This window comes from Solwaraspora sp. WMMD792, assembly GCF_029626105.1.
In the GTDB taxonomy this organism is placed as follows: Bacteria; Actinomycetota; Actinomycetes; order Mycobacteriales; family Micromonosporaceae; genus Micromonospora_E.
The window spans coordinates 1-20,413 of the sequence record NZ_JARUBH010000005.1 but is presented as its reverse complement, the minus strand read 5'-3'; the positions used below and the strand labels follow the sequence as shown (position 1 = coordinate 20,413).

Genomic DNA, 20,413 nt, shown 5'->3' with positions numbered 1-20,413 from the left:
CCGGGACCAGGCCGACTCCCGGACGCCGATCTGGTGGGAGACGACCGACGCGTTCACGGATCATCCGTCCGAGGAGACGATGCGCTACGAGGCCAACGTCGCTCCTGAGGGTCTCACCGTCTTCTATGGTCGGGCGTTGACCAGCTTCGGGTCGGGCTGGGCCGCGTTCACGATCGCCGACGGGCTGCCGCACCACTACCGGGTCGACGGTGACCAGGACGGCGGCAACATCCGGATCCGAGTCTGGGTGGACGGCCTGCTGGCCGCGACCGTCGCCAGCTTCAGCGACACGCTTGCCGGCACGGTAGGGCAGGTCACGGAGTGGGTGCTCAACCCGCGTGAGCGGGAGAACGGCGACGACCTGATGCCGTCGCTGGGGCACGTCGCGATCTGGTCACCGGTCCCGGGCACCTCGGACACCGTGTCAGCTGCCACCGGCCACGCCGGCGAGACCGCCGGGGACCGGTTCGAGCGGCTCTGCGCCGAGGAGTCGGTGCCCGGCTCCTCGCTGATCGGTGACGCCGCGTCGTCGGCGCCGATGGGTCCGCAGCGGCGGTTGTCGGTGCTGGAGTTGCTGCAGGAGTGCGCGGACGCGGACGACGCGATCCTCACCGAGGCGCGCGGCACCCGGGCGCTGGTGATGCGGCTGCGGTCCACCCTGTACAACCAGACGCCGTTGGTGCTGGCGCACGGGTCCGGTCGGCTGGCGTCCCCGTTGACGCCGGTCGACGACGACAAGCTGATCGTCAACGACGTCACCCTGCGGAGCACGGCCGGCGCCGAGACACGCATCGTCCAGGAGACAGGTGCGCTGAACGTGCAGGATCCGACGGACGATCCGGACGGGGTCGGCCGGATGCCGGTCGAGCTGGACCGCAACGTCGCCGACGCGGCCGAGCTGGAGTCGGCGGCGTGGTGGATGCTGTCGGCCGGCACGATCGACGAGACCCGGTTCCCGCAGATCCCGGTGGATCTGACGTCGCTGGCGTGGGACGACACCGCCCGCGACGCGGCCGCCGCCGTCGACGTCGGTGACCTGGTCCAGCTGCAGGGCCTGGACGCGTTCGGGCTGCCGCCGGACCCGGTCGAGCAGATCGTCGAGGGCTACGCGGAGGAGTTCGACCTGTCGTCGCTGCGGATCACGTGGTCGACGAGCCCCGCCGCGCTGTACCGGGTCGGTGTGCTGGCGTCAACGACCCGCACGGGCACCCGCGGATCGGTGACCACCGCCGACGTCGACGCCGGGGTCGACACGGCGCTGCCGGTGGCGAGAGCCGCCGGGAACCGATCGCTGTGGACCGTCCGGCCGCCGGACTACCCGATGGAGGTGCTGGTGTCCGGGGTGCGGTTGACCGCCACCAGCTGCGCCCAGGCCGGTCCCGTCAACCCCAACGGAACGTTCGAGGTTGACGCGTCGGGCTGGTCCGGCACCGGCGGCACCGTCGGCCGGTCGACCGCGCAGGCGCACACCGGGTCGGCGTCGCTGCTGCTGACTCCCGACGGGGTCAGCGCCGAGGCGATCGCCGCCACCGATGTCATCCCGGTGCACGCCCTGGACGGCGCGTACGCGTGGACCTGGTCGGCGTGGGTGCGGTGCGCGTCGACGCGTGTCATCGACATGCAGATCCTGTGGTATGACGACGGCGGCGGTCTGCTGGGCACCACCACGGTGACGGCCGGCGTCATCGCCGACACGTGGACCCAGCTCACCGCGACCTCGTCCCCGCCGGCGTCGGCGGCGCGGGTCTCCGGTCGGGTCCGGTTGACCGGCACCCCGACGTCGGGGGTGCTGACCTACATCGACGACGCCGAACTGTTCGAGCCGGGCCGGCAGACGTTCACCATCGCGGCCACCCCGGTCAACGGCGTGGTCAAGACCATCCTGGCCGGATCACCGGTCCGGCCCGTAGCGCCGTGGAGGCTCGCCCGATGACCATCGCCGACGGCCAGATCGTCACCGGCGACGACCTGGCGACCCTGGTCGACCCGCCGGCCGCCGTCCTGCGGATGTCGTCCGCGCAGGAGATCCTGGCGTCCACTGATACGAGCGTCGAATGGGACGTGGCGGAGCTGGACACGCACGGCGGCTGGGACTCCGGCGAGCCGACCCGATACACGTGCCAGGTCGACGGCTGGTACGAGGTCTCCGGCCACATCATGTGGGAGCCGTACGTCGCCGACCGACGCCTGGCCTGGCTGTGGCTCAACGGCGTGTCGGTCCTCGGCTCGCGGGAAGTCATCTGGCCGGCGACGTCGGACACGGCACTGTCGGTGGCGCACGCGCCGCTGCTGCGCATGGAGACCGGCGACTACGTGGAGGTCCGTGTCCGGCAGGCCACGGCCACCCCGCTCGACGTGCAATCCGGCACCAACCAGGCGGCATCGGCGCTGTATGTCCACTACCGCCGGCCACTGTAGAGAGGAATGACATGGCTCTGCTCATCGTGCTCGCCGCCGCCGCGCTGGTCGGCCTGGTCGGCGGGCTGCTCGCCTACGCAGCAGGCTGGGACGACGACTTCCCGGAGGTGTCCTGAATTGGCCAGATGGACAGACCTCGCCACCTGGCGTGGCCCTACCGTGAACAGCGGCAACGGCACCGGCAAACCCGACGAGCCGGCGGACCGCCTGGACGCGCATCACGGCGTCGTGGTGCACATCGCCGCCGGATACTTCGACGGCACCATCACCTGGCAGCGCAACCCGGCGTCGCGGGTGTCGTCGCACTTCATCGTGGCCAAGGACGGCCGGATCGCACAGATGGTCGACACCGACATCCGGGCATGGACCCAGCGGGCCGGCAACCGCACCTGGCTCAGCATCGAGAACGAAGGCTTCCTGCCGGACCCGCTGACCCCGCCGCAACTGGAGTCGAACGCCCAGCTGTTGGCCCGTGCCCACACCGAGCACGGTGTGCGGCTGCAGATCGCGTCGTCCCCTGACGGCCGCGGTCTCGGCCACCACAGCATGGGCGCCGAGAACGGATACGACTGGGGACACAGCCAATGCCCGGGGCCGGCGATCGTTGCCCAGAAGCCGGCGATCGTGGCCAGGGCGAAGCAAATCGTCGAAGGAGATGACGTGATCAGTGAGGAAGACCTCCGCAGGATCGCTATCGCGGTCAACGGCTGGATTTACCCCAAGGATGGGCCGGCGCTGCACACGGCGGCCCGTGGTGCCGCCGCTGATGCCGCGAGAGCGGTTCGTGACGTCGCAACCCTGCGGGTGGAGGTGCGGGAGGCGCTCGGCCGGGACTGGGTCGACGAGGACGCCATCATCGCCGGGGTGCTGACCGGGCTCGCCGCCCGGCCACCGGAGGAAGCGGCGACCGCCCTGGTCGCGGTCCTCGGCGAGGAGCGCGCCGCCGCGCTCGGCCGGGCGCTGCTCGCCACCAACTGATGGACCCAGGCCTACTCACCGCGCTGGTCGGCGCCGGCGCGGCGGTGCTCGGCGCCGCGGTCGGCGGGCCGGCCGCCGGCGCAATGGTCGGCCGCCGGCTCCGCCAGGCCCAGGCCCAGCACGCCGCCGCCCAGGCGAAGCACCTGCAGGCCGAGACGACCCGGATCAGCCAGGACGTCTACCAGCAGCTGACAAGTGACCTGCGAGACGCGCTGGACCGGGCCCGGAGCCAGATCACCGACCTGCGTGAGGCGTTGCGGCTCACCAGTGCTGAAGAGGAGAGGCTTCGCCAGCGGGTGACCGACCTGGAGTCACGGCTGGCGCAACTGGCGACCGCTGAGGCGGGCCTGGCCGACGAGCTACGCCGGACCCAAGGCGACCGGGACCGGCTTCGTGAGGTCCTGGCCGCCCGCGACGCCACGATCCTGCAGCTGCGCGGCCAGGTCGAGGACCTGACCGCACAGTTGCACCTTGCCCGCCCATCGCCGGCATAGAGCCGGTGAAAGATAGGAGACCCTCGTGCCACAGACCCCGACCGATCCAGCCGATCCGCTGCAGGCGGCGGCCGGCACCCGCGCCGGCATCGAGGCCGCGCTGACCGGCCGACACCGGTCGACCGTCCAGATCGCCCGGCACCTTGCCTGGTCGCACCTGCCGCCACCGCTGGCCGCCGTATCTGCCCGCATCGGCAGCGCGGTGCTCGACCTCGTCGCGGACCTCCCGGACGGTCCGGAGCTGACCACCGCGATTCGCCGGGCGGTCGAGGCGAAGGACTGCCTTGTCCGCGCGGCCGTCGACGCGACCGACGAGGAGCGATGACCATGGCCAGTCCTGTCACCACCCAGTCCCGCCACCCGTGGCGGGCCACCCTCCGGACGGCCGTCGCCGCGGCGATCGCCGCGCTGCCGCTGATCCCGCTCGCCGCGACCGAGGCCGGAATCGACACCGTGCCGGCCGTCGCCGGCGTCGTCGCGGTCACCGGCGCCATCACCCGAGTCATGGCCATCCCCGGCGTCGACGCCTGGATGCGGCGGTACGCGCCGTGGCTGGCGTCCGCACCCCGACACGAGGTCCCGCCTGGACGCTGACCTCCGTACACAGCAGCGGCCCCGCACCGAGTCCGGTGCGGGGCCGCTCCGCCATGTCTCAGAAGTCTGGACAGATGTACTGCCGCACCACAGCCAGGATCTGGGTGGCGGTCTCCTCCCCGAACCCGTCCGGATACCCCGGCGCCGAAAATCGCAAGTTCGTGAGCTGGACGAGCTTTGCCTCGTCTGCCTCGCCGTTGCCGATTGACTGGCACTGGCTCCGGCCACGGTCGATGATCGTCTTCTCGTCCTTGTCTCCGACGATGTCCGGGTTGATGTCCTTCAGCGCGCTGATGTAGGCAGCCCAATCTTCAGGCGATGGGGTAGGCGGGATCCCGGCGGCCGCAGCGGCGGAGGCAAGGCTGTCGTCCGCCGGTGCCGACGTCGGGGCCGGCGTGGCCGCGTCCTCGTCAGAGCCGGCACCGCAGCCCAGAGCGGTGACGGCGGCCGCCACGATCGCGGCCACCAACATTCTGTTACGCACGTCGTCTCCTCGGTTCTCGTGGGGCCCCGCCGTCGCCGGCCGGGGCGGGGCCGTCGGGGTACGGGCGGGCGCGATCACGGTGCCAGCGGCGGCCGCAGCACGCCATCGGACCGTCGGGCAGGCGACACCCACCGTTACGGGGATGAGACTCGGGTGCACCGCCGCATGCTCGTGGCTAGGCCCACTCCACCACGACACGCCAGCGCGCCGGCCACCACGGCTCACCGGTCTGGGCGCGCAGCCACACCCCCGGCGCGGCGGCGGTCACGTCCAGGCAGAGCAGCTGCCCGCTCCGACCGTAGACCCGGACGACGATCACGGCCGTGACGGCACGGTGCACCGCCATGGCCTTGAGAGCAGGGTGGTCCGGCGTGGCCACCGCCACGACAGCAGCGGATGGTCGGCCACGCCGGCATCGTCCAGCTCATCCCGTCGGTCCGCGCGCCACTGCACCGCGCGGATCAGGTCGGGGCACCCCTCGGGCTCGCACTCCGGGCATCGTGGCCAGACCGGTGGTGGCGGGCCGTGGTGGATGGCCAGTATTCGCGCCGCCGTGGCGTCGTCCATCGGCCCGGTCATATGGATCGCCGCACCAGGCGGTACTTGGCGATGGCCCGGCGGGTACGGGCCCACACCAGCTGCGGGCAGTCCTCGGTGCCGGGGCAGTCGGTGTGACAGCGGTGGCCGGCGGCGTGTGCGTGCACGGCGCCGGCCGCCGCGTCGTCGATGTCCTGATCGGTGATCGGCCCGTCGTCCATCGCGGTCACCGCGTTGGACTCCCGTCGATCCAGGTCCACGCCACGAACCGCTCGTGCAGCTCGGCAGGGTCGGTGATACCCGCCTCGCGAGCCGCGACGGTCAGCATCTCGCCGATGTCGACCGACAGCGCGAGCGGTTCGCTGGCGTACGCCTCCGCCAGCTGGACGCGGGCCGGCGAACACGGCCAGGGCGTACCGTCCGGGCACACGACGCAGTCCCACGTCGGCCGGTGCGGGGTGTGTGCCGGCTCGACGGCCGGGGCGGCCGGTCTGGACGTGCCGGTCACGGCAGGATGGTGCGGCCGCCGTTGCCGCCGCGCTGGTCGGCACGGTCGGTGCGGGTCGCAGGCCGGGTGTCGGTCGGCCGGGCGGGCTGGTCGACCCACCGGCGGCGGCCGGGCACCGGACGGACGACGTCGACCACGCCTGCGTCGCGGAGGAACCACTTCCCGATCATCTTCGCGCTCCTCGAGTCAGCGGGGCGGCGGCCCGGCGAGCACGGGGGAACCCGGCCGGACCGCCGCCGATCCGGGGTGGCCCGGCCCCGCGGATCCGCGCGCTGGATGCCGATCAGGACCGGGCCGGCTGGGCGGCTGAGCGGCCCGCCCATCTTTGCGTACGCAAAGCGTTGGACTGAGTGTGACCGCAGTAACGACGCGACGTCAAGGCTTTGCGTACGCCTAAACTGGGCCACATGGCGGGCTATCGGGAGATCGCAGCGGACCTCCGCGAGGCGATCGCGGCGGGCGAGTACGCGCCCGGCGCCCAGATCCCGACCGAGCACGCCCTGGCAGAGCGGTACGGCGTGTCACGGGAGACGGTGCGTCGGGCACTGGCCGAACTGCGCGCCGCCGGCGTACTCGAGTCGGCCCGGGCCGCAGGAACGCGAGTCGCGGCGCCACCGGTGCGGCTGGCGCTGGCGCGGTACGCAGCCGTCGCCGACCCCGCCCGCACTCGGGCGAACCTCGGCCCGTGGGAGACCGCCTGCGCCGACCAGGGCATCGACGGGTCGGTGGAAGTCGTATCGGTCGAGGAGGCCATACCTGCACCACCCGGCGTAGCCGCGCGGCTGGCTCTGCCTGCCGGCGCCTCAATGGTGCTGCGCCGCCGTCGCCACTTGATGGACGGCCGTGTCGTCCAGCTGCATGAGTCGTGGATGCCGCGTGACCTGGTGGCGGGCACGGCGCTCGCCGGGCAGGGCAAGGTGGTCGGCGGCGTGTACGCCGCGTTGGCCGCTGCCGGCATGCGGCCGGCGACCGCGAGCGAGGAGCTGTCGGCGCGGCCTGCTGCGTTGGCCGAGCAATCGGACCTGGGCTTGGCGGCGGTGGGCTGGGTGCTTGAGCTGTGGCGCACGACGCGAGACGTCACCGGCCGGCCGCTGGAGGCGTTGCAGGTGGTGTCGGATGCCCGCCGGGTGACGTACGTGTACGACGATCTGCCGATACGGGGCGAGAGGTGACCATCATGGACCGGGTCCAGGCGTTGGAAAAGCTGACCGCGGCCGCTACGGCGGTCGACGAGGCCGAGGCTGAGATGCTGGCGGCTGCCGCGCTGGACACCGTGATGTCCCATCCAGGGCTGCGGTACGCGCCCGTCGACCAACGGGCCACCAGGTGGGTGGCGGCGTGCGACGGCGTGCTGCTCGGGTACCTGTGGTCGGAGCCGGGGCGGCTGCTCGGCGGGTGGACAGCCGCACGGCTGGACGAGTCAGACCGGCTCGGCCCGTTCTCCACTGGTCGGGCCGCCGCAGCGGCGCTCGCCCGGCACTGTGGTGCAGCTCCTGCACACACCGGCCCAACGTAACTGCTAGTGATCTAAAGTTGACATTGAGCCGGGGGGGGGGTCCTCGATGAGGGGTTCAGCCCCACCCCCGCCCCCCGCCCCGGCTCAGTCTCCAGATCGGACGACGGGCCGGCCAAGGCGGTGCCGGTCAAGGCGGTGCCGGTCCATGAACCCATCCGCGTACGCGCGTGCCACGGCGCGGCTGCGGGTGCGGGAGATCGCGGCGTGTGCCGCGACGCCAGCCGCGAGCGCGGCGGCGGCGATAATCGGTGTGGACAGTCGTTCGAGCATCATCGGTGATGCGCCTCCGGCAGTGGAGTCCCCGTTTGAAGATCTCACCGTAAGTGGATCGCTACGGCATTGACCTCGGGTGATCGGCCGGGATCCCAGCCAGCAGGACGCGAGGGTCATACGTCTGTCCGACCGGATGATCATCCAGTTAGGTGCCCCTCAGTCATGGTTGACGACTGATCAACGACTAGAACGTTACGCACCCGGTAATCTAACCAGATGCCCACCCGCGCAGGTAGCTACGCCCGCCAGTCTGCCGCGAAGCACAAGAGCATCACCGAGCAGACCGAAGAGATCCGGACGGCGGCCGCCGACGAAGGCTGGACCATCGTCGCTGAATACTCCGACGGCGCGAGTGCCAGCCGGTTCGCTCGGAAGGCCCGCGACGGATGGCCGAAGGTCCTCGACGACATCGCCGCTCGGCGGATCGACGTCCTCATTCTCTGGGAGAGCTCACGCGGCGACCGTACGCCGGAGACGTGGTTCGCGTTCCTCAGCTCGTGCCGTGAGTCCGGGGTACGCATCCATGTCGTCACCCACGAGCGGACCTACCGGCTCGAAAACCCCCGCGACTGGCGCACCCTCGCCGAGGACGGCATCGACTCCGCCTACGAGTCGGACAAGACATCGCTGCGGGCACGCCGTGGCCAAGCCGGCGCGGCCGCCGCCGGCCGGCCGACTCCGGGCCGAACGCAGTACGGATACCGGCGCGTCTACGACCCCGACACGGGCAGGCTCGCCGGGCAGGTCGCAGACCCGGACACCGCCCCGATCGTCGCCGACATCGTCGACCAGGTCGCCGCCGGCACCCCAATCTCCACGATCGCCGATCGGCTCAACGCTGCGGCGATCGCGGCCCCGGGCGGCGGCCGGTGGCATCGGGTGCGGGTGCGGGACATCGCGAGCAACCCGGCGTACGTCGGACTCCGCCGGCACCACGGCAGCACCACAGCGGCGGCTTGGCCGCCGATCGTGAGTGAAACGTCGTGGTGGGCTGCACAGCGGATCCTGTCCGACCCGACCCGGCGCACGTCACGGCCGGGCCGGTGGCGGCACCTGCTGTCCTACCTGATGCGCTGCGACCAGTGCGAGGGTCCTCCGTGCGTTGCGCGCGGCCGCTACCGGTGCGAGGGCTGCGGGGCGACCATCGTCCAGCCCGCCACGGACGCGTTCGTGGAGGCGGTGGTGCTGGGTTGGTTGGCCCGGCCGGACGTGCACGAGCGGCTACGGTCGGCGACGGCGATCAGTGATGCCGAGGTGATCGAGGCGGAGGCGGAGGCCGCTCGGCTGCGGGGCGAGCTGGACGGGTGGCGGCGGTCGGCGATCGCCGGCCGGACGTCGCCGGAGAGCTTGGCAGTGATCGAGGCCGGCCTGACTGACCGGATCCGCGCGGCGGAGTCTCGGACCCTGGCGGCGGGTCTGCCGCCGGAGCTGCGTGACCTGCTGGCACCAGGTGAGGATGTGGCTGCCCGGTGGGCTGCGGCGGGGATACCGCCGCAGCGGGTGGTGATCCGGACGGTTGCGGATGTGCGGTTCGCTGCGGGGCGGCGTGGTGGTGCGCGTCGGTTCGATCCGTGGCGGCTGGGTCCGTCGAGGTGGGTCGGCGACGTAGATGGTCGGACGTGGGGCGACTACTGGCGTGAGGCCGGCTTGCCGTCCTGATCGCCGTGGAGCTGTTCGTGCGCGTCGAGTAGCGCGTCGAGGAGTTCCATTCGCGTCTGCGGGTCGATGTCGAGGGCTCGGATGCGGGCGACCCGGTCGCGGAGGCTGGTGTCGGCTGCTGTATCGGGGTGGTCGGCGGCGAGGAGCCGGAGCGCGCGGCTGACGTCGTCGGCTCCGTACCAGCGGGGTAGGTCGGTGGCGGGGTCGAGGTCGACGGCGGCGAGCATGGCGGCCGCCGTCTTGGCGGGTGGTAAGTCTTTGCCGCCGTGGCCGGTGACGATCTGTCTCCAGCGTCCTTCACTGATGCCTGCCCGTGCGGCGGCTTTGCGGCCGGATAGGCCCATTTGGCCGCGCGCCAGTTCGACGTGATGGCCGAACTCGGTGAGCCGGTTGGTCATGCCGGCATCGTACGCACGATTGCGCAATCTTACGCAATCGTGCTCGTGTATGAATGGTCACTGTCAGATAGGCGCTACGCCACGCTGCGCGTTTATCGTGCGTAGCCTTGCGTAGTGCTGCGTAGCGGCGTAGCGTCCTACGCATGACAGCTACGCACCCGACACGCTCACGGGGTCGCCTGCCCCGCGACCACAGCCCGGAGGCCCTCCGGCGGCACCGGGTCGCGTCCGGGCTGTCCCGCCCTGCTCTTGCCAAGGCTGCCGGCATCTCGCCGAGCCACCTGGCCGAGCTGGAGAACAACACCCGCAACGCCGGCCCGCGCACCCTCGTCGCGCTCGCGGAAGCCCTCGGCGTGCCCGCCAGCGACCTGATGCCGCCGGCCCGGTCATGACCGTCGACCTGCGCCAGTTCGTGTCGGCCGCCGTCGCCAGTGCGCCGCAGCCGACCGCCGATCAGCTCGCCCAGATCCGGCTGCTGCTGCCGCCCGTCCTCGGTGAGTCCCGGCCGCTGGCTCGGCCCGCGACCCGCGTCCTCGGTTCGCCGGCCGCCTCGGGCTGGCGGGGCAGGGGCGCGGCATGATCACCATCCACAAGACGGCCACCAGGGGCGCTGTCTCACGTTCCGCCCTGGTGGATGGACCGGCCCTCCTGGTGGCTGGTCCAGCTCGGCCGGCGGCGGCTGCTTGGGAGGGCGCCGCCGCCGGCCGGGTAACCCCGGTCTTCCCCGGCCGGCCGGGACCTGGAGTGGTCCCCACGGGCCGACTCCAGCGGTCGCTACGACCGGCCGGCCGGGGAGCACTTCGTGCGCTGCGCCTGCTGCTCGGCGTGGCCCTCGTGCTGGGCGCGCTGGTCGGCCTGGTCGCGGTCGGCGGCGCCGAGCTGCTGACGCGCGGGCTGGTCGACCCGGCCGCCCTGGCCGCCGCCGGCGCCCTGGTGCTGTTCGCCGCCACCGCCCCGGTCCGCCGGTCTTCCCCACGGCGGTCCGGGCGTCGTCGGGTGCGTGCGCCGTGCCGGGGAGGGCCGGCGCACGCACCCCATCCACAAACGGCAGCGGCCCTCGCCGCGACATCGGCAAGGGCCACCCATCCCAACCATCGACGTGAGAGGTCGACGTGGAACACGAGAGTACCGAAAACCAACCGGACACCGTACCGACCAGGTCCGACATCTGCGGCCAGCCGGCCGTCAACACCGTGGTGGCCACCACCAACGACGACTCCGGCCAGCCGACCCCGATCCGCCCGGGTGTGATCCGGACCGGGGCGTACGCCGGCACCGTCTCGACGTGCGATGCGCACGTCGACCAGGCCACCGCCGGCCTGCGCGCCGCCGGCCTCGTGGTCGATGTGTTCGCGCCGATCATCCCGACGGCGGCGGTGTGCGGCGAGATCTGGCGGGTCGCCGCCGACTCGGTGCTCACCCCCGACGGCGGACCGGAGCACCAGGCGCTGCAGCGGGCGGCGGCGGGCACCGGCCCCGGTCCGGAGACCGCACCGGTCGACCCGACCCCCGACCCCGACCCGGCCGGTGACGCCGGCGGGCACGGGGTGGCGGGCGGCTGGTCCGGCCCGGCCGGCTGCGGCGCCAGGTGCCTCTGCGGGCTGGCCGTGGACGGATTCGACAGCATGGCTCCGGCGCTGGCGCTGCTGGACGAGCACATCGCCGGCGCCACCACCGCCGACTCGCCGGAGGACGTGCCGGTGTCCCCGGCCGCTGACGTCGCCGTCGACGTCGTCCAGCGGTGCGGCCGGCCGGCGGTGGCCGGTGTGGCGACGCAGCCACACCCGCTGCGCTGGACCGGCCCACGGACGTACGCGGGCACCATCTGGGTTTGCGCCGGGCACGAGGACGTGGTGACGGAACAGGCCCGGACCGGCGGGCTGGACACCGGGCTGGTCGGCGCTCCGGAGCGGGTGCGGTGCGGCGAGATCTCCGCCGAGGGAGTTGACCTGGCCGACGTGCCGGCCGGCGCGTGGCCGCGCCTGGCGGTGCTCGCAGCTGCGAACGTCACCGCCGTCGACGCCGGCCGGGCCCCAGACGACGCGATTCCGTCGGTGCGTGCCACCGAGCTGCGGCCGGGGATGTGGGTGGCGACCGGCCGGGACGACGTGCCCGGTGTCGAGGTCCGCGCCGTCGAGGTTGGCGCCGCCGGACTGGTCGGGGTGCTCCTGGCCGGCCCGGAGTACGCCGAGCACCACGCCGACGACCTGGTGCCGCTGGTCGACGAGGAGACGGTGGCCGCCGCTGCCGAGGCGCTGCGTGTGCGGACCCGCCGTCAGCTGATGCTGGACGGGCTGCGCGCCCTGGTCGCGGCCGCCGAGCGGGACCCGTCGATCCTGCCGGTCGACCGGCTGCAGGTGACCGGCCGCGCCGCCAACCTCGCCGGTCTGCAGGCGTTCGCCGCCGAGCTCGGCTCCGACGTGGTCCCGGTCGGTGAGCGCCTGGTCGCCGAGCTGCTGACCGGCGGCGGTCCGGCCGATGACCTCGGCGGGTCGTCCGCGCCGCTGTCGATCGAGATGTACGTCTACAACGACGCCGACCCCGCCGACCAGCCGGCCCCGCCTGCGCGGGGAACCGCCGCCGTGGTGGTGCCGGCACAGCCGACCGGGGGTGACCTGTGACCGCCAAGATCGGACCGTACAACAGCGAGGACGAGGCGTTGGCCGCGCCACTGCCCCGGCAACTGGCCGAACTGCACACCACCGGCCGCATCCGGCCCGGTGACGGCACGGCCGAGGGCACGCGCCGGGCAGCCCTGATCGCCGCCGCCGTCGACGCCGGCGTCGAGCTGGGCGACCTGGACCACCGGGTGCTCGCCTGGCTGGCCAGCTGGGAGACCGCGACCGTGCAGGTCGTGATCGGCCTCCTGGCGCGGGCGCACGCCGCCGGCCGGGCCGCCGGCCCGGCACCGCTGGCGCAGGACCCGCCACGCCCCCCGGCCACCCCGGCACCGGGCCAGCCGGCCGACGTCACCGCCGCGCTGCTGGCCGAGGCAACCGACCCGTGCGAGGCCGCCGCCGTCGAACTGCTGGCCGGCGCCGGCCTGCTCGACCACCCGGCCGTGACCCGACGCATCACCTCACCCGGCGTCGTCGGATGGAACGCCCTGCACCTGGCCGCACTGGATGACGCCCTGGGCGACGACATCACCGACGCCCAGCACCACCTTCTGTCCCTGGCCTGCAGCCTGGGCAGCCGCGGACTGCTCCCGGCCTGCCTCCGCCAAGCCCTGTGGGGCATGTGGGAGACCCCGGACACGGCCGGCCTGGTGCTCGGCGCGATCCGGACCGCCCTGGGCGGTGATCGCCGGTGACCACGGGGATCGCAGCCGCGCTGCCCGAGGCCGGCGGGCTGCTGATCATGGCGCTGATCGTCGCTGGCGGGCACGCGGTGCGGGTGCTGGCCGGTCGGGCACGCCGTGCGGCCGCCGCCCGGCGGGCTGATCGGGCGGCCCGGGTGGCGGCCCGGCAGGCGCGGCGGGCCGCTGCCGACCGGGCGTGGCACGACCGCCTGGCCGCGCTGCTCGACGAGCACCAGCCGGCGGGAGGTGCGCGCCGATGAAGGTGTTCGCCTCGCATTTCTGGGCCGGGTCCGGATGGTGGACGGCGCCGATCCACCCGCTGTGGCTGGCGGCCGCGCTGCTGCTGTTCGCGGGCGCGCTCCGGGCCGCCGTGGTGGTGCGCCGCCGGCGGACCCGCCGCCTGAACGAGCACTGGGCGTCCGTGACCGCCGCCCTCGCCGTCCGGCCGCGCCATCACGACCTGTCGACCTGGGCGGTCGTCGCGATCACCGTGGCGGTGTCGGTACCGGTCAGCGCGGTGATCGGCGCGGTGGTGGCGCTGATCGCGGTCACCGTGGCCGGTGCGGGCCGGGGCGACCCCTGGGCCCGTGCCGCCCGCGTGGCGGGCCTGACCCGCGACGTCCGCGACGCCCTGGACCTCGCCCGCCCCAGCACCACCGCCCACGACCAGACCGAGCAGAGAGGACAGCAGCAATGATTCTGCTGATCGTCGCGGCAGCCTGCCTGGTGGTCGCCGCGCTCGCGGCCGCCGTGCGCCGGGGCCTCCTCAGCACCGCCGCCGCCGAGGACCGGCACGAGGGCTGGGACATGCACACCGGGGAGTTGTCGGCGCTGCGCGTCGAGCTGACGCAGGACCTGCCCGCCTCAGCCCTGCCGTGGCCGGAGCCGGTCGACGGCGAACGCTGGCCGGAGCCCGTGACCGGACGTACGGCGCCCGCTGGCGGGGTGTACCGCTCGGCTCCGGTGCCCGTCGTGGACACGGGCCGGCGCCGGGCGGAGCCGCCGGACGACGGCACCGGCCAGTGGGCCGCCGCGAACCCAGCCACAGCAGGCGTCAATCCGTGGTTCGCGCAGCACGTGGCCAGGTCGACGGCCCGGGGCGGGTCGTGGTGACCGCCGGTACGCCCGGGTGGCCGCGCCGTGCGGCCACCCGGGCCCCGGCCCCACCGGCGGAGCTCGCCGGCGCGGCCGGCGCACGCGCACAGGTGTGGATCGCGGTCGCCCGTGCCGGTGTCACCGCCCACAAGATCCGGCCGACGACCGACGACAAGCAGCGCCGGACGGTGTGCGGCCGGTTCGTCAGCTCCGCCGAGCGGGAGCAGGGCCAGGTGCTCGCGGCCGCCGTGGTCGCCGAGCGCTACCGCGCGGCCTGGTGCCCGCACTGCTGGCCATCACCCCAGACACAGACAGAGGTGAGCCGATGACGGCCAACCTGCCGGTGTACGGCGTGCGGGAGATCCCGGACGGCCTGGCCACGGTGACGATGCTGCGCCGGATGCGCCGCAAGCCCGCACCCGACCAGGCCCCGGCCGGCATCCTCCGCTACAGCCGCGGCAAGGACACCACGCACCTGTTCACGGTCGCCGACACCGTGGCGATGCGGCCGCTGACCGCCCGGCAGCGGGCGGCGGCCGAGGCCAGCCGCGTCTACCCCCGGCACTGCGAGGTGTGCGGGTGGGACGCCGGCGGGCCGCTGCCGTCGAACGGCCGTGGCGCGCACCGGTGCCCGGCCTGCGACGCCGAGGACCGCTACGACCAAGTCCGCGCCTGGCGCGCCCAGCAGCGGTCCGAGGCCTCCGCCTGGGCCGCCGAGGCACTCGCTGACCCGACCGCCATGGTGGTGGCGACCCGGTCGATCGACCTGGCCCCCGCCGGGCCGGGGCAGACGGTGAAGCGGACCGCCGTCGCCGAACTCGTCGTCGTGTCGCTCGCCGATCCGGCGGTGGACCGGCTGCACATCACGTTGATCCCGGACCGGCGGCCGAAACGCAAGCGGGACCTGCCGGCCGGCGGCCGGCTCGTCGAGGCCGCCGCGCCGGGCGTGGCGGCCTGGGTGACCGGTCGGCGGGTCGTGGCCTGGTCGGAGTGGGAGGTCTCCGCCCTGGACTGGGACCTGCGGGACGCCGGAGTCCAGCCACCCCGGCCGGGGACGCGGCTGATCTACCTGCCGCGTCTGCGGGCGATGAGCCACCAGTACAGCCAGTGGTGCGGACACATCGGGTCGGCCGGCGTGGTCGACCAGTCGCGGCCGCCGGGCGGCCCGGTGGAGGAAGTCGACTGGATCGTCGACACGCTGCGCCGGATGGCCGCCTCACCGGTTCGGGGAGTCAGCCAGTGACCGGGCAGACCCAGCCGGCGCTGTGGCGGGTGCCGCCGGAGACCCGGACGGCGCTCGAGTCACCGGAGTTGCTGGTCGACCTGGCGGCCGCGATCGAGTCGGCGGACGCCGCAGCAGCGGGTGAGAGCCGCTGGTCGCGGGCGGTCGCCGCCGCTGGTCGGGTCCGCGATGTGCTGCGGGCCCGGATGGTGCCGGAGGCCGCGCCCCGGTCCTGCCAGTCGCCGGCCCTGCTGCGCGTCGCGGAGGAACGGCTCCGGCAGATCGAACGCAAGCGGTACGACGCCGTCCACGATGACCAGCGCACGTCCGGCCAGCTGTGGCAGATGGCGTGCTGGTGGGCCGATCCGGAGTCGACCTGGCTCGACTGGCCGTACGTCGATGGCTATCCGGAGCACGGTGACCGCGTCGCCGACCTCGTGCGTGCCGCCGCCCTGCTGACGGCCGAGGCGGACCGGATGCTGCGGCTCAGAGCCCAGGGACTGGCGTGACCGCGCGCCCGCCGGCCCGGCCGGACCTGCCTCCGGTGCTGTGCCTGGACTGCGCGACGCCGCTCACCGACCCCAAAGCGCGGGCGCGTCGGGTCGGATCGCTGTGCTGGCGGCGCCGGCGGGCCGAGGCCCGCCGCCAGGAACAGGCGGCGGCCGCCTCGGTGCTCCCCGACCCGGTGCGGGTGCGTGGCGGCCGCGACGCCGGCCACGACGGACCAACGCTCGTCGACCCGGCCGGCGTCATCGAGGAGGCATCCCGGTGACCCGCCGCACCCCGGCCCGGTCGCGGGTACCGCCGCACCTCCACCAGGCCACACGAGATCTGCCGGCGGACCACCGTGGCCGCCGGGTCTGTGTCGTGTGCGGGCTGCTCGGCGAGCCGGGCGACGCGCACCACCCGATCACCCTGCCAACCACCCCGGTGTCCCCGGTCCTCGCCGCCGCTGCGGCGGCTCGGGACGCCGCGATCTTGGGAGAACGAGATGCCGATTGAGGATGACGAGTTCGAGACGGCGTACCGGGCCGCGATGGCTGCCCGGCCGGGTCAGGCCGTCTACCCGGACGACGTCCGCAGGTCACTCGGCCAGGCCCGGCGGCCCGCCCTCCGGACGCCGGCACCGGTCCGGCCCGCCCCCGTCAAGCCGGTGGCCCGGCCGGCCGTCGCCGAACCGGCGCCAGCGTCGCCGGCGGCCGCCGTGGCGTCGACGGGCGTCGAGCGCGCGGGTTGGCTCGGCCGGCGCTGGCGGTGGCACGCCACGGTGATCACTCCGTCCGGCGACGAGCACACCGTCACCGGCCACGCGTGGCGCTGGGCGACGGCGTGTGACCGCGCTGCCCGGGTCGCGCAGATCCTGCTGACGCAGGTGACCGATGGGTGACCCGACCAAGCCCGCGCGACAGGAGCTGGGGACTGAGGTCTGGGTGCACAGCACGTGGGACCACCTCATCAGGGTCCGCGACCACCTAGGGCTGATCGGCCTCCTCGTCGTGCCGACCACCAAGGCTGGCAAGCCAGCACCGGTCGATCCGCAGCTCATCAGCAAGGGCCGGTACTCCTGGCACGGCCGCTACCACCTGACCGGAGGCGGCGGTGCGTAACCGCGACCTCCGGCGTGTGCAGCAGGACTTGGCCGCCCGGCGGGCCCGGACACCGGCCGAGGCCGCCGAGCGTGCCCACCGTGGTGCCGCGCTGGTGCGGCGGGCGCTCGCCGGCGAACCGGTCCCGGACCCACCGCAGGCGACCGCCGGGCCTCGGCCGGCCCGGCCGCCGGTGCTGGACGAACTGGTGTCCTGCGCGGGCTGCTACCGGCCGCACGTCGGCGAGCCGGGCTCGCTGTGCGAGGCCTGCGCCGGCGCGCAGCCGGTGCGACTGGACGACATCGAGACGGGAGTGGGCTGAGTGACGAGTCAGCAGGATGTGGAGGCGGCGGTCCGGGCCGAGCTCGGCCGCCTCGCCTGCGACGCCGTTCAGGCGCTCCGCCGGGTCGGCGTGCCGGTGCCGGTGATGCCCGGCACGGCGGCCGCCGCCAACGAGGTGGAGGCGCTGCGCGCGCAGGTCGCCCGCCTGACTGAGCAGCGGACCGCCCTTATCCGGCTATGCCAGCAGATCCTCGACAGGTGCGGCGGGCAACTTGGCGGGCCGTTCCTGCTGCTCGCCGTGGCCGAGGGCTGGCGGCGGCAACTGGCCGAGGCGTCTGCCGACGACCCGCCGCCCGACTGAGTCCATCGCCCTTGCCCAGCTGCTGTTCTCCGTGGCCCGGCCTGCCGAAACGGCGGGCCGGGCCGCATCGCATCCACAGGAATCCATAGACGTTGATGATCATCTACGGGGGGCGGTAATGCCCTACTGGCTCGAAGACGACGCCTTCCCGAACTGGCCGGTGTGGGATGTGCTCAGCGCAGGGAACGTCGACATGGCGGACCGGCTGCAGTCCGCGTACGTCCGATGCAAGAGCACGACCGCCGGCGTGCTCGCGGACGGCTACCTCACCGAGCAGGCCGCGTTGACTCAGTGCCGGGGCCGGCCCAAGGTCCTGGCGCTGCTGGCGACGGCGGTGCTGGACCGGCCGCCCTTGCTCCACCGGCGTGGTGATGAGTGCGAGTGCCTCGGCGACGGCGTGTGGATCGACGGCTACGCCTACCGCGTCCATGCGTTCTCAAAGCGGAACCCGTCGCGCAAGGAGTACAACCGCAACCGCGCGCAGAAGGCTGATTTGCGCGACAGCAGGCTGAAGGCACTGGTGTACGGCCGCGACGGCGGCTGCTGCCGCTTCTGCCACAGCGGGCCACTTAACCCCAAGAGCGGCCGCGCGAAGGACGCACGCAAGCGTCTGCAGTACGACCACGTCGACCCAGACGCGCCGGCCGGCCCCGAGGGACGCAACCTCGTCGTGGCGTGTGGCCGGTGCAACGAGTCCAAGGGGCACAGGACGCCCGACGAGGCGGACATGGTGCTGCTGCCCCCGCCCACCCCGGAGGAGGCCGCCGCGTGGCACGCGCGCGGCCCCGTCGTGCTCGACCCGCCGCCGGCCAGCGCCATCCCGGCCGCCCCGGCGGATCACCGACCGATCAGCGACCAATCAACGACGAACCACGAACACGAACAAAAACCGACCAGTGATCGCGATGACGAACCGATCACCGGTCCCGACAGTGATGCGAACGACGATCACACGCCACCACTGCACCCAACACCAGCACCGACCAGCGACGGCCCGATGAGGGAACAGCGCCCGGAAGGGTCCGGGCTGGGTCGGGGCGGGCCACCGCGCTCATCAGCACCGCCACCCCCGCCCGCCGCAGCCTGGACCGGCCAGCCAGTGAGGTCCCAGGAGTACCCGGACATCTACCACCGACGCAGCCGCGGACCTGCCAGACCAACCGCACCACCACCAGCCGACCACCCAGCGATCCCCGACCCCGGCCCACCGGACTACCGCTGGCCCGCCGGGTCGGTGCCCACCCGTCCGCCCGGAGAGGAACCCACCGGTGGCTAACCAGACCGACCCGACGCCGGACGCGGTGCGCGGGCAGATCGAGGCGCTGCGGGAGGCCTACTCGTGGCTGGCCCTGCTGGTCGAGCCGGGCCGGGAGCGCCGGCCGGGCCGGCCGGTCGATGACGCCCAGGCGGAGCGGCTGGAGGCGCAGGGCCGGGCGGATCGCGCGTACCGGCAGTGGAACATCTCCCGTGGCCTGTCGGCTCTGCCCCCGTCGCCGGCGGCCGCCTCGGTCACGGTGGTCGACGCGCAGGCCTCCGTACGCCGGCGGGTGCTGGACATCGCGCACCGGGTGGCCGCCTGGCAGCACGCCAGCTGGGTCGGCGGGCCCGACGTCGACCAGGTGCTGTCCTGGCTCGACGAGGCCGGGCCGGGCCGGCCGGCGGTCGTCGACGAGCTACGCGACCGCCGACGACTCAGCTGGCTCGTCGACGAGCTGGCGACCGCCGTCGCGTCCGCCCGGCAGGCGGCCGGGGTGGTGGCAGAGCCGGTGCGGCCGGTGGCGTGGCGCTGCCCGGCCTGCGGGTCGCCGTCGCTGCAGCTGGCCCACCCGGGCGCGGACAAGTCGCTGTGGACCATCTCGTGTGTCCGACGGGCCTGCCGGTGCGCGGGTGCCGGGTGCGGGTGTCTGCGGCGGGACCGCCGTCAGGGCCTCGCCCACGTCTGGACTCGGGCGGAGCTGCCAACGCTGGCGCAGGCGGTGGCGATCGCGGACCGGGTCGCCCGGCAAGGGCGGCCGGTGACCGGTTCGGCGGCGGCCGGGCATGGCGGCTGGTCGGATCGGCGGACCGTACGGTGAGCGGGGTGGTCGTCGACGGGCAGGGCCGGCAGTGGTGGACCACCTCGTACGCCGTGCTGCAGCTGCAGGTGGCCCGCCACTGCCTGGGTGATTGGGTGCGCAGGTCCCGTGCTGCCGGGCATGTCGCCGGTGCCGATCCGGCGGACTGCCCGGCCTGCCCGCCCGACGCGGCCGCGTTCCCTCACGTCGACCCGCCGGCACGCCGTGGCCGGGTGTACGGCTATCAGGCTGAGCAGTTGTTGAACGTCGAGGCACATACCGGACGCGCGGGCCGGCCAGGGCGACGGAGGGCACTTTGACAAGATCGCGTTCCAATCTCATCATTGGTGCAGCGCCAGGAGTCTGCCCACGATCGGGAAGTGCGGCGTGATGGATCCCCGCCCCCGCAAGACCCCCAGCCAGTGGCGTACCGCCCCGTTGCCCCGGGGGTGGCGGACCCGGATCGTCCCGCGGATCCTGCGCCGCGACCGCACGTGCACGTTGCGCACGCATTGCAGGGGCGCACAGTCCACCGAGGTCGACCACATCGGCGACCCGGAGGATCACGGCGACCACAACCTTCGCGGGGTGTGCTCGCGGTGTCACGCGCATCGGACCGGGCAGCAGGGCGCGGCAGCGAGCAACGCGGCGCG

At 73.7% G+C, this 20,413-nt stretch carries 35 protein-coding genes and 1 pseudogene; 29 read left to right on the top strand and 7 right to left on the bottom strand.

Annotated elements, in window-relative coordinates:
• The 6 genes and pseudogenes from O7629_RS00870 to O7629_RS00845 all read left to right on the top strand — a co-directional run.
• Positions 1–1,933 (top strand): annotated as a pseudogene (locus O7629_RS00870) (hypothetical protein); the annotation flags it as partial.
• The gene (locus O7629_RS00865) at positions 1,930–2,418 is read left to right on the top strand and encodes a hypothetical protein (RefSeq protein WP_278127514.1); all 489 of its coding nucleotides are present in this window, start codon (positions 1,930–1,932) and stop codon (positions 2,416–2,418) included. The pseudogene O7629_RS00870 and the gene O7629_RS00865, both read left to right, overlap by 4 nt.
• 117 nt (positions 2,419–2,535) lie before the next feature.
• Positions 2,536–3,396 carry a peptidoglycan recognition family protein gene (locus O7629_RS00860; protein WP_278166962.1) on the top strand — a complete coding sequence of 287 codons (861 nt, stop codon included), beginning with the start codon at positions 2,536–2,538 and terminating at the stop codon, positions 3,394–3,396.
• Complete coding sequence (locus O7629_RS00855; protein WP_278127512.1) at positions 3,396–3,890, top strand: hypothetical protein; 495 nt, start codon at positions 3,396–3,398, stop codon at positions 3,888–3,890. The genes O7629_RS00860 and O7629_RS00855 overlap by 1 nt, the downstream gene beginning before the upstream one ends.
• Positions 3,891–3,915: 25 nt before the next feature.
• Positions 3,916–4,215, top strand: a complete 300-nt coding sequence (locus O7629_RS00850) for a hypothetical protein (RefSeq protein ID WP_278127511.1) — start codon at positions 3,916–3,918, stop codon at positions 4,213–4,215.
• Between the two features lie 2 nt (positions 4,216–4,217).
• Positions 4,218–4,484, top strand: coding sequence for a hypothetical protein (locus O7629_RS00845; RefSeq protein WP_278127510.1), 267 nt, complete (start codon positions 4,218–4,220; stop codon positions 4,482–4,484).
• 58 nt (positions 4,485–4,542) lie between these two features.
• Here the strand turns inward: O7629_RS00845 and O7629_RS00840 are convergent, their stop codons facing one another.
• From O7629_RS00840 to O7629_RS00820, 5 genes are all read right to left on the bottom strand, one after another.
• Positions 4,543–4,968, bottom strand: a complete 426-nt coding sequence (locus O7629_RS00840; RefSeq protein WP_278166963.1) for a hypothetical protein — start codon at positions 4,966–4,968, stop codon at positions 4,543–4,545.
• 175 nt (positions 4,969–5,143) lie between these two features.
• Positions 5,144–5,353 (bottom strand): hypothetical protein, encoded by a 210-nt coding sequence (locus O7629_RS00835; protein WP_278166964.1) that lies wholly within the window; start codon positions 5,351–5,353, stop codon positions 5,144–5,146.
• A gap of 190 nt (positions 5,354–5,543) precedes the next feature.
• On the bottom strand, positions 5,544–5,735 hold the full coding sequence (locus O7629_RS00830; protein WP_278166965.1) for a hypothetical protein: 192 nt from the start codon (positions 5,733–5,735) through the stop codon (positions 5,544–5,546).
• Positions 5,732–6,013, bottom strand: coding sequence for a hypothetical protein (locus tag O7629_RS00825; protein WP_278166967.1), 282 nt, complete (start codon positions 6,011–6,013; stop codon positions 5,732–5,734). The genes O7629_RS00830 and O7629_RS00825 overlap by 4 nt, the downstream gene beginning before the upstream one ends.
• Positions 6,010–6,183: a hypothetical protein gene (locus O7629_RS00820; protein WP_278166968.1), complete on the bottom strand. Its 174-nt coding sequence runs from the start codon at positions 6,181–6,183 to the stop codon at positions 6,010–6,012. Before O7629_RS00820 ends, O7629_RS00825 begins: the two co-directional genes overlap by 4 nt.
• A gap of 237 nt (positions 6,184–6,420) precedes the next feature.
• On the opposite strand from O7629_RS00820, the gene O7629_RS00815 reads away from it, so the two are divergent.
• From O7629_RS00815 to O7629_RS00805, 3 genes are all read left to right on the top strand, one after another.
• Positions 6,421–7,185: a GntR family transcriptional regulator gene (locus O7629_RS00815; protein ID WP_278166970.1), complete on the top strand. Its 765-nt coding sequence runs from the start codon at positions 6,421–6,423 to the stop codon at positions 7,183–7,185.
• Positions 7,186–7,190: 5 nt separating this feature from the next.
• Positions 7,191–7,529, top strand: coding sequence for a hypothetical protein (locus O7629_RS00810; RefSeq protein WP_278166971.1), 339 nt, complete (start codon positions 7,191–7,193; stop codon positions 7,527–7,529).
• A 489-nt stretch (positions 7,530–8,018) separates the two neighbouring features.
• Positions 8,019–9,461 (top strand): recombinase family protein, encoded by a 1,443-nt coding sequence (locus tag O7629_RS00805; RefSeq protein WP_278167016.1) that lies wholly within the window; start codon positions 8,019–8,021, stop codon positions 9,459–9,461.
• Here the strand turns inward: O7629_RS00805 and O7629_RS00800 are convergent.
• On the bottom strand, positions 9,431–9,859 hold the full coding sequence (locus O7629_RS00800) for a helix-turn-helix domain-containing protein (protein ID WP_278167015.1): 429 nt from the start codon (positions 9,857–9,859) through the stop codon (positions 9,431–9,433). The genes O7629_RS00805 and O7629_RS00800 overlap by 31 nt on opposite strands.
• Positions 9,860–10,002: 143 nt before the next feature.
• On the opposite strand from O7629_RS00800, the gene O7629_RS00795 reads away from it, so the two are divergent.
• Positions 10,003–10,251 (top strand): helix-turn-helix transcriptional regulator, encoded by a 249-nt coding sequence (locus O7629_RS00795; RefSeq protein WP_278167013.1) that lies wholly within the window; start codon positions 10,003–10,005, stop codon positions 10,249–10,251.
• A complete protein-coding gene (locus tag O7629_RS00790) occupies positions 10,248–10,439 on the top strand; it encodes a hypothetical protein (protein ID WP_278167011.1) in 192 nt (63 codons plus the stop codon). The genes O7629_RS00795 and O7629_RS00790 overlap by 4 nt, the downstream gene beginning before the upstream one ends.
• A 194-nt stretch (positions 10,440–10,633) precedes the next feature.
• On the opposite strand, the gene O7629_RS00785 is transcribed toward O7629_RS00790, so the two are convergent.
• Positions 10,634–10,888: a hypothetical protein gene (locus tag O7629_RS00785; protein WP_278166994.1), complete on the bottom strand. Its 255-nt coding sequence runs from the start codon at positions 10,886–10,888 to the stop codon at positions 10,634–10,636.
• Positions 10,889–10,971: 83 nt separating this feature from the next.
• On the opposite strand from O7629_RS00785, the gene O7629_RS00780 reads away from it, so the two are divergent.
• From O7629_RS00780 to O7629_RS00695, 18 genes are all read left to right on the top strand, one after another.
• Positions 10,972–12,480: a hypothetical protein gene (locus O7629_RS00780; protein WP_278166975.1), complete on the top strand. Its 1,509-nt coding sequence runs from the start codon at positions 10,972–10,974 to the stop codon at positions 12,478–12,480.
• Positions 12,477–13,172, top strand: coding sequence for a hypothetical protein (locus tag O7629_RS00775; RefSeq protein ID WP_278166976.1), 696 nt, complete (start codon positions 12,477–12,479; stop codon positions 13,170–13,172). Before O7629_RS00780 ends, O7629_RS00775 begins: the two co-directional genes overlap by 4 nt.
• On the top strand, positions 13,169–13,420 hold the full coding sequence (locus tag O7629_RS00770; RefSeq protein WP_278166977.1) for a hypothetical protein: 252 nt from the start codon (positions 13,169–13,171) through the stop codon (positions 13,418–13,420). Before O7629_RS00775 ends, O7629_RS00770 begins: the two co-directional genes overlap by 4 nt.
• Positions 13,417–13,857, top strand: a complete 441-nt coding sequence (locus O7629_RS00765) for a hypothetical protein (protein WP_278166978.1) — start codon at positions 13,417–13,419, stop codon at positions 13,855–13,857. The genes O7629_RS00770 and O7629_RS00765 overlap by 4 nt, the downstream gene beginning before the upstream one ends.
• Positions 13,854–14,273: a hypothetical protein gene (locus O7629_RS00760; RefSeq protein WP_278166979.1), complete on the top strand. Its 420-nt coding sequence runs from the start codon at positions 13,854–13,856 to the stop codon at positions 14,271–14,273. Before O7629_RS00765 ends, O7629_RS00760 begins: the two co-directional genes overlap by 4 nt.
• The gene (locus O7629_RS00755; RefSeq protein ID WP_278166980.1) at positions 14,270–14,584 is read left to right on the top strand and encodes a hypothetical protein; all 315 of its coding nucleotides are present in this window, start codon (positions 14,270–14,272) and stop codon (positions 14,582–14,584) included. Before O7629_RS00760 ends, O7629_RS00755 begins: the two co-directional genes overlap by 4 nt.
• Positions 14,581–15,498 (top strand): hypothetical protein, encoded by a 918-nt coding sequence (locus O7629_RS00750; protein ID WP_278166981.1) that lies wholly within the window; start codon positions 14,581–14,583, stop codon positions 15,496–15,498. Before O7629_RS00755 ends, O7629_RS00750 begins: the two co-directional genes overlap by 4 nt.
• Positions 15,495–15,986 (top strand): hypothetical protein, encoded by a 492-nt coding sequence (locus O7629_RS00745; protein WP_278166982.1) that lies wholly within the window; start codon positions 15,495–15,497, stop codon positions 15,984–15,986. The genes O7629_RS00750 and O7629_RS00745 overlap by 4 nt, the downstream gene beginning before the upstream one ends.
• Complete coding sequence (locus O7629_RS00740) at positions 15,983–16,249, top strand: DUF6011 domain-containing protein (protein WP_278166983.1); 267 nt, start codon at positions 15,983–15,985, stop codon at positions 16,247–16,249. Before O7629_RS00745 ends, O7629_RS00740 begins: the two co-directional genes overlap by 4 nt.
• Positions 16,246–16,479 (top strand): hypothetical protein, encoded by a 234-nt coding sequence (locus O7629_RS00735; RefSeq protein WP_278166984.1) that lies wholly within the window; start codon positions 16,246–16,248, stop codon positions 16,477–16,479. The genes O7629_RS00740 and O7629_RS00735 overlap by 4 nt, the downstream gene beginning before the upstream one ends.
• A complete protein-coding gene (locus O7629_RS00730) occupies positions 16,469–16,864 on the top strand; it encodes a hypothetical protein (RefSeq protein ID WP_278166985.1) in 396 nt (131 codons plus the stop codon). The genes O7629_RS00735 and O7629_RS00730 overlap by 11 nt, the downstream gene beginning before the upstream one ends.
• Entirely contained in the window at positions 16,857–17,084 is a 228-nt protein-coding gene (locus tag O7629_RS00725; protein ID WP_278166986.1) for a hypothetical protein, read from the top strand. The genes O7629_RS00730 and O7629_RS00725 overlap by 8 nt, the downstream gene beginning before the upstream one ends.
• Positions 17,077–17,385 carry a hypothetical protein gene (locus tag O7629_RS00720; RefSeq protein ID WP_278166987.1) on the top strand — a complete coding sequence of 103 codons (309 nt, stop codon included), beginning with the start codon at positions 17,077–17,079 and terminating at the stop codon, positions 17,383–17,385. The genes O7629_RS00725 and O7629_RS00720 overlap by 8 nt, the downstream gene beginning before the upstream one ends.
• Positions 17,386–17,706: a hypothetical protein gene (locus O7629_RS00715; RefSeq protein WP_278166988.1), complete on the top strand. Its 321-nt coding sequence runs from the start codon at positions 17,386–17,388 to the stop codon at positions 17,704–17,706.
• A 118-nt stretch (positions 17,707–17,824) separates the two neighbouring features.
• A complete protein-coding gene (locus tag O7629_RS00710) occupies positions 17,825–18,982 on the top strand; it encodes a hypothetical protein (RefSeq protein WP_278166989.1) in 1,158 nt (385 codons plus the stop codon).
• The gene (locus O7629_RS00705; protein WP_278166990.1) at positions 18,975–19,781 is read left to right on the top strand and encodes a hypothetical protein; all 807 of its coding nucleotides are present in this window, start codon (positions 18,975–18,977) and stop codon (positions 19,779–19,781) included. The genes O7629_RS00710 and O7629_RS00705 overlap by 8 nt, the downstream gene beginning before the upstream one ends.
• Complete coding sequence (locus tag O7629_RS00700; RefSeq protein WP_278166992.1) at positions 19,778–20,080, top strand: hypothetical protein; 303 nt, start codon at positions 19,778–19,780, stop codon at positions 20,078–20,080. Before O7629_RS00705 ends, O7629_RS00700 begins: the two co-directional genes overlap by 4 nt.
• Before the next feature lie 70 nt (positions 20,081–20,150).
• Positions 20,151–20,413 (top strand): hypothetical protein (locus O7629_RS00695; RefSeq protein WP_278167009.1); only part of this gene is annotated, 263 nt, incomplete at its 3' end.

What these genes read in the sequence shown, in the direction of transcription:
- O7629_RS00865 (WP_278127514.1), top strand. Translation starts at nt 1,930, where the DNA reads ATGACCATCGCCGACGGCCAGATCGTCACCGGCGACGACCTGGCGACC.
- O7629_RS00855 (WP_278127512.1), top strand. Translation starts at nt 3,396, where the DNA reads ATGGACCCAGGCCTACTCACCGCGCTGGTCGGCGCCGGCGCGGCGGTG.
- O7629_RS00845 (WP_278127510.1), top strand. Translation starts at nt 4,218, where the DNA reads ATGGCCAGTCCTGTCACCACCCAGTCCCGCCACCCGTGGCGGGCCACC.
- O7629_RS00820 (WP_278166968.1), bottom strand. Translation starts at nt 6,183, where the DNA reads ATGATCGGGAAGTGGTTCCTCCGCGACGCAGGCGTGGTCGACGTCGTC.
- O7629_RS00815 (WP_278166970.1), top strand. Translation starts at nt 6,421, where the DNA reads ATGGCGGGCTATCGGGAGATCGCAGCGGACCTCCGCGAGGCGATCGCG.
- O7629_RS00810 (WP_278166971.1), top strand. Translation starts at nt 7,191, where the DNA reads ATGGACCGGGTCCAGGCGTTGGAAAAGCTGACCGCGGCCGCTACGGCG.
- O7629_RS00805 (WP_278167016.1), top strand. Translation starts at nt 8,019, where the DNA reads ATGCCCACCCGCGCAGGTAGCTACGCCCGCCAGTCTGCCGCGAAGCAC.
- O7629_RS00800 (WP_278167015.1), bottom strand. Translation starts at nt 9,859, where the DNA reads ATGACCAACCGGCTCACCGAGTTCGGCCATCACGTCGAACTGGCGCGC.
- O7629_RS00795 (WP_278167013.1), top strand. Translation starts at nt 10,003, where the DNA reads ATGACAGCTACGCACCCGACACGCTCACGGGGTCGCCTGCCCCGCGAC.
- O7629_RS00790 (WP_278167011.1), top strand. Translation starts at nt 10,248, where the DNA reads ATGACCGTCGACCTGCGCCAGTTCGTGTCGGCCGCCGTCGCCAGTGCG.
- O7629_RS00765 (WP_278166978.1), top strand. Translation starts at nt 13,417, where the DNA reads ATGAAGGTGTTCGCCTCGCATTTCTGGGCCGGGTCCGGATGGTGGACG.
- O7629_RS00760 (WP_278166979.1), top strand. Translation starts at nt 13,854, where the DNA reads ATGATTCTGCTGATCGTCGCGGCAGCCTGCCTGGTGGTCGCCGCGCTC.
- O7629_RS00750 (WP_278166981.1), top strand. Translation starts at nt 14,581, where the DNA reads ATGACGGCCAACCTGCCGGTGTACGGCGTGCGGGAGATCCCGGACGGC.
- O7629_RS00730 (WP_278166985.1), top strand. Translation starts at nt 16,469, where the DNA reads ATGCCGATTGAGGATGACGAGTTCGAGACGGCGTACCGGGCCGCGATG.
- O7629_RS00725 (WP_278166986.1), top strand. Translation starts at nt 16,857, where the DNA reads ATGGGTGACCCGACCAAGCCCGCGCGACAGGAGCTGGGGACTGAGGTC.
- O7629_RS00710 (WP_278166989.1), top strand. Translation starts at nt 17,825, where the DNA reads ATGCCCTACTGGCTCGAAGACGACGCCTTCCCGAACTGGCCGGTGTGG.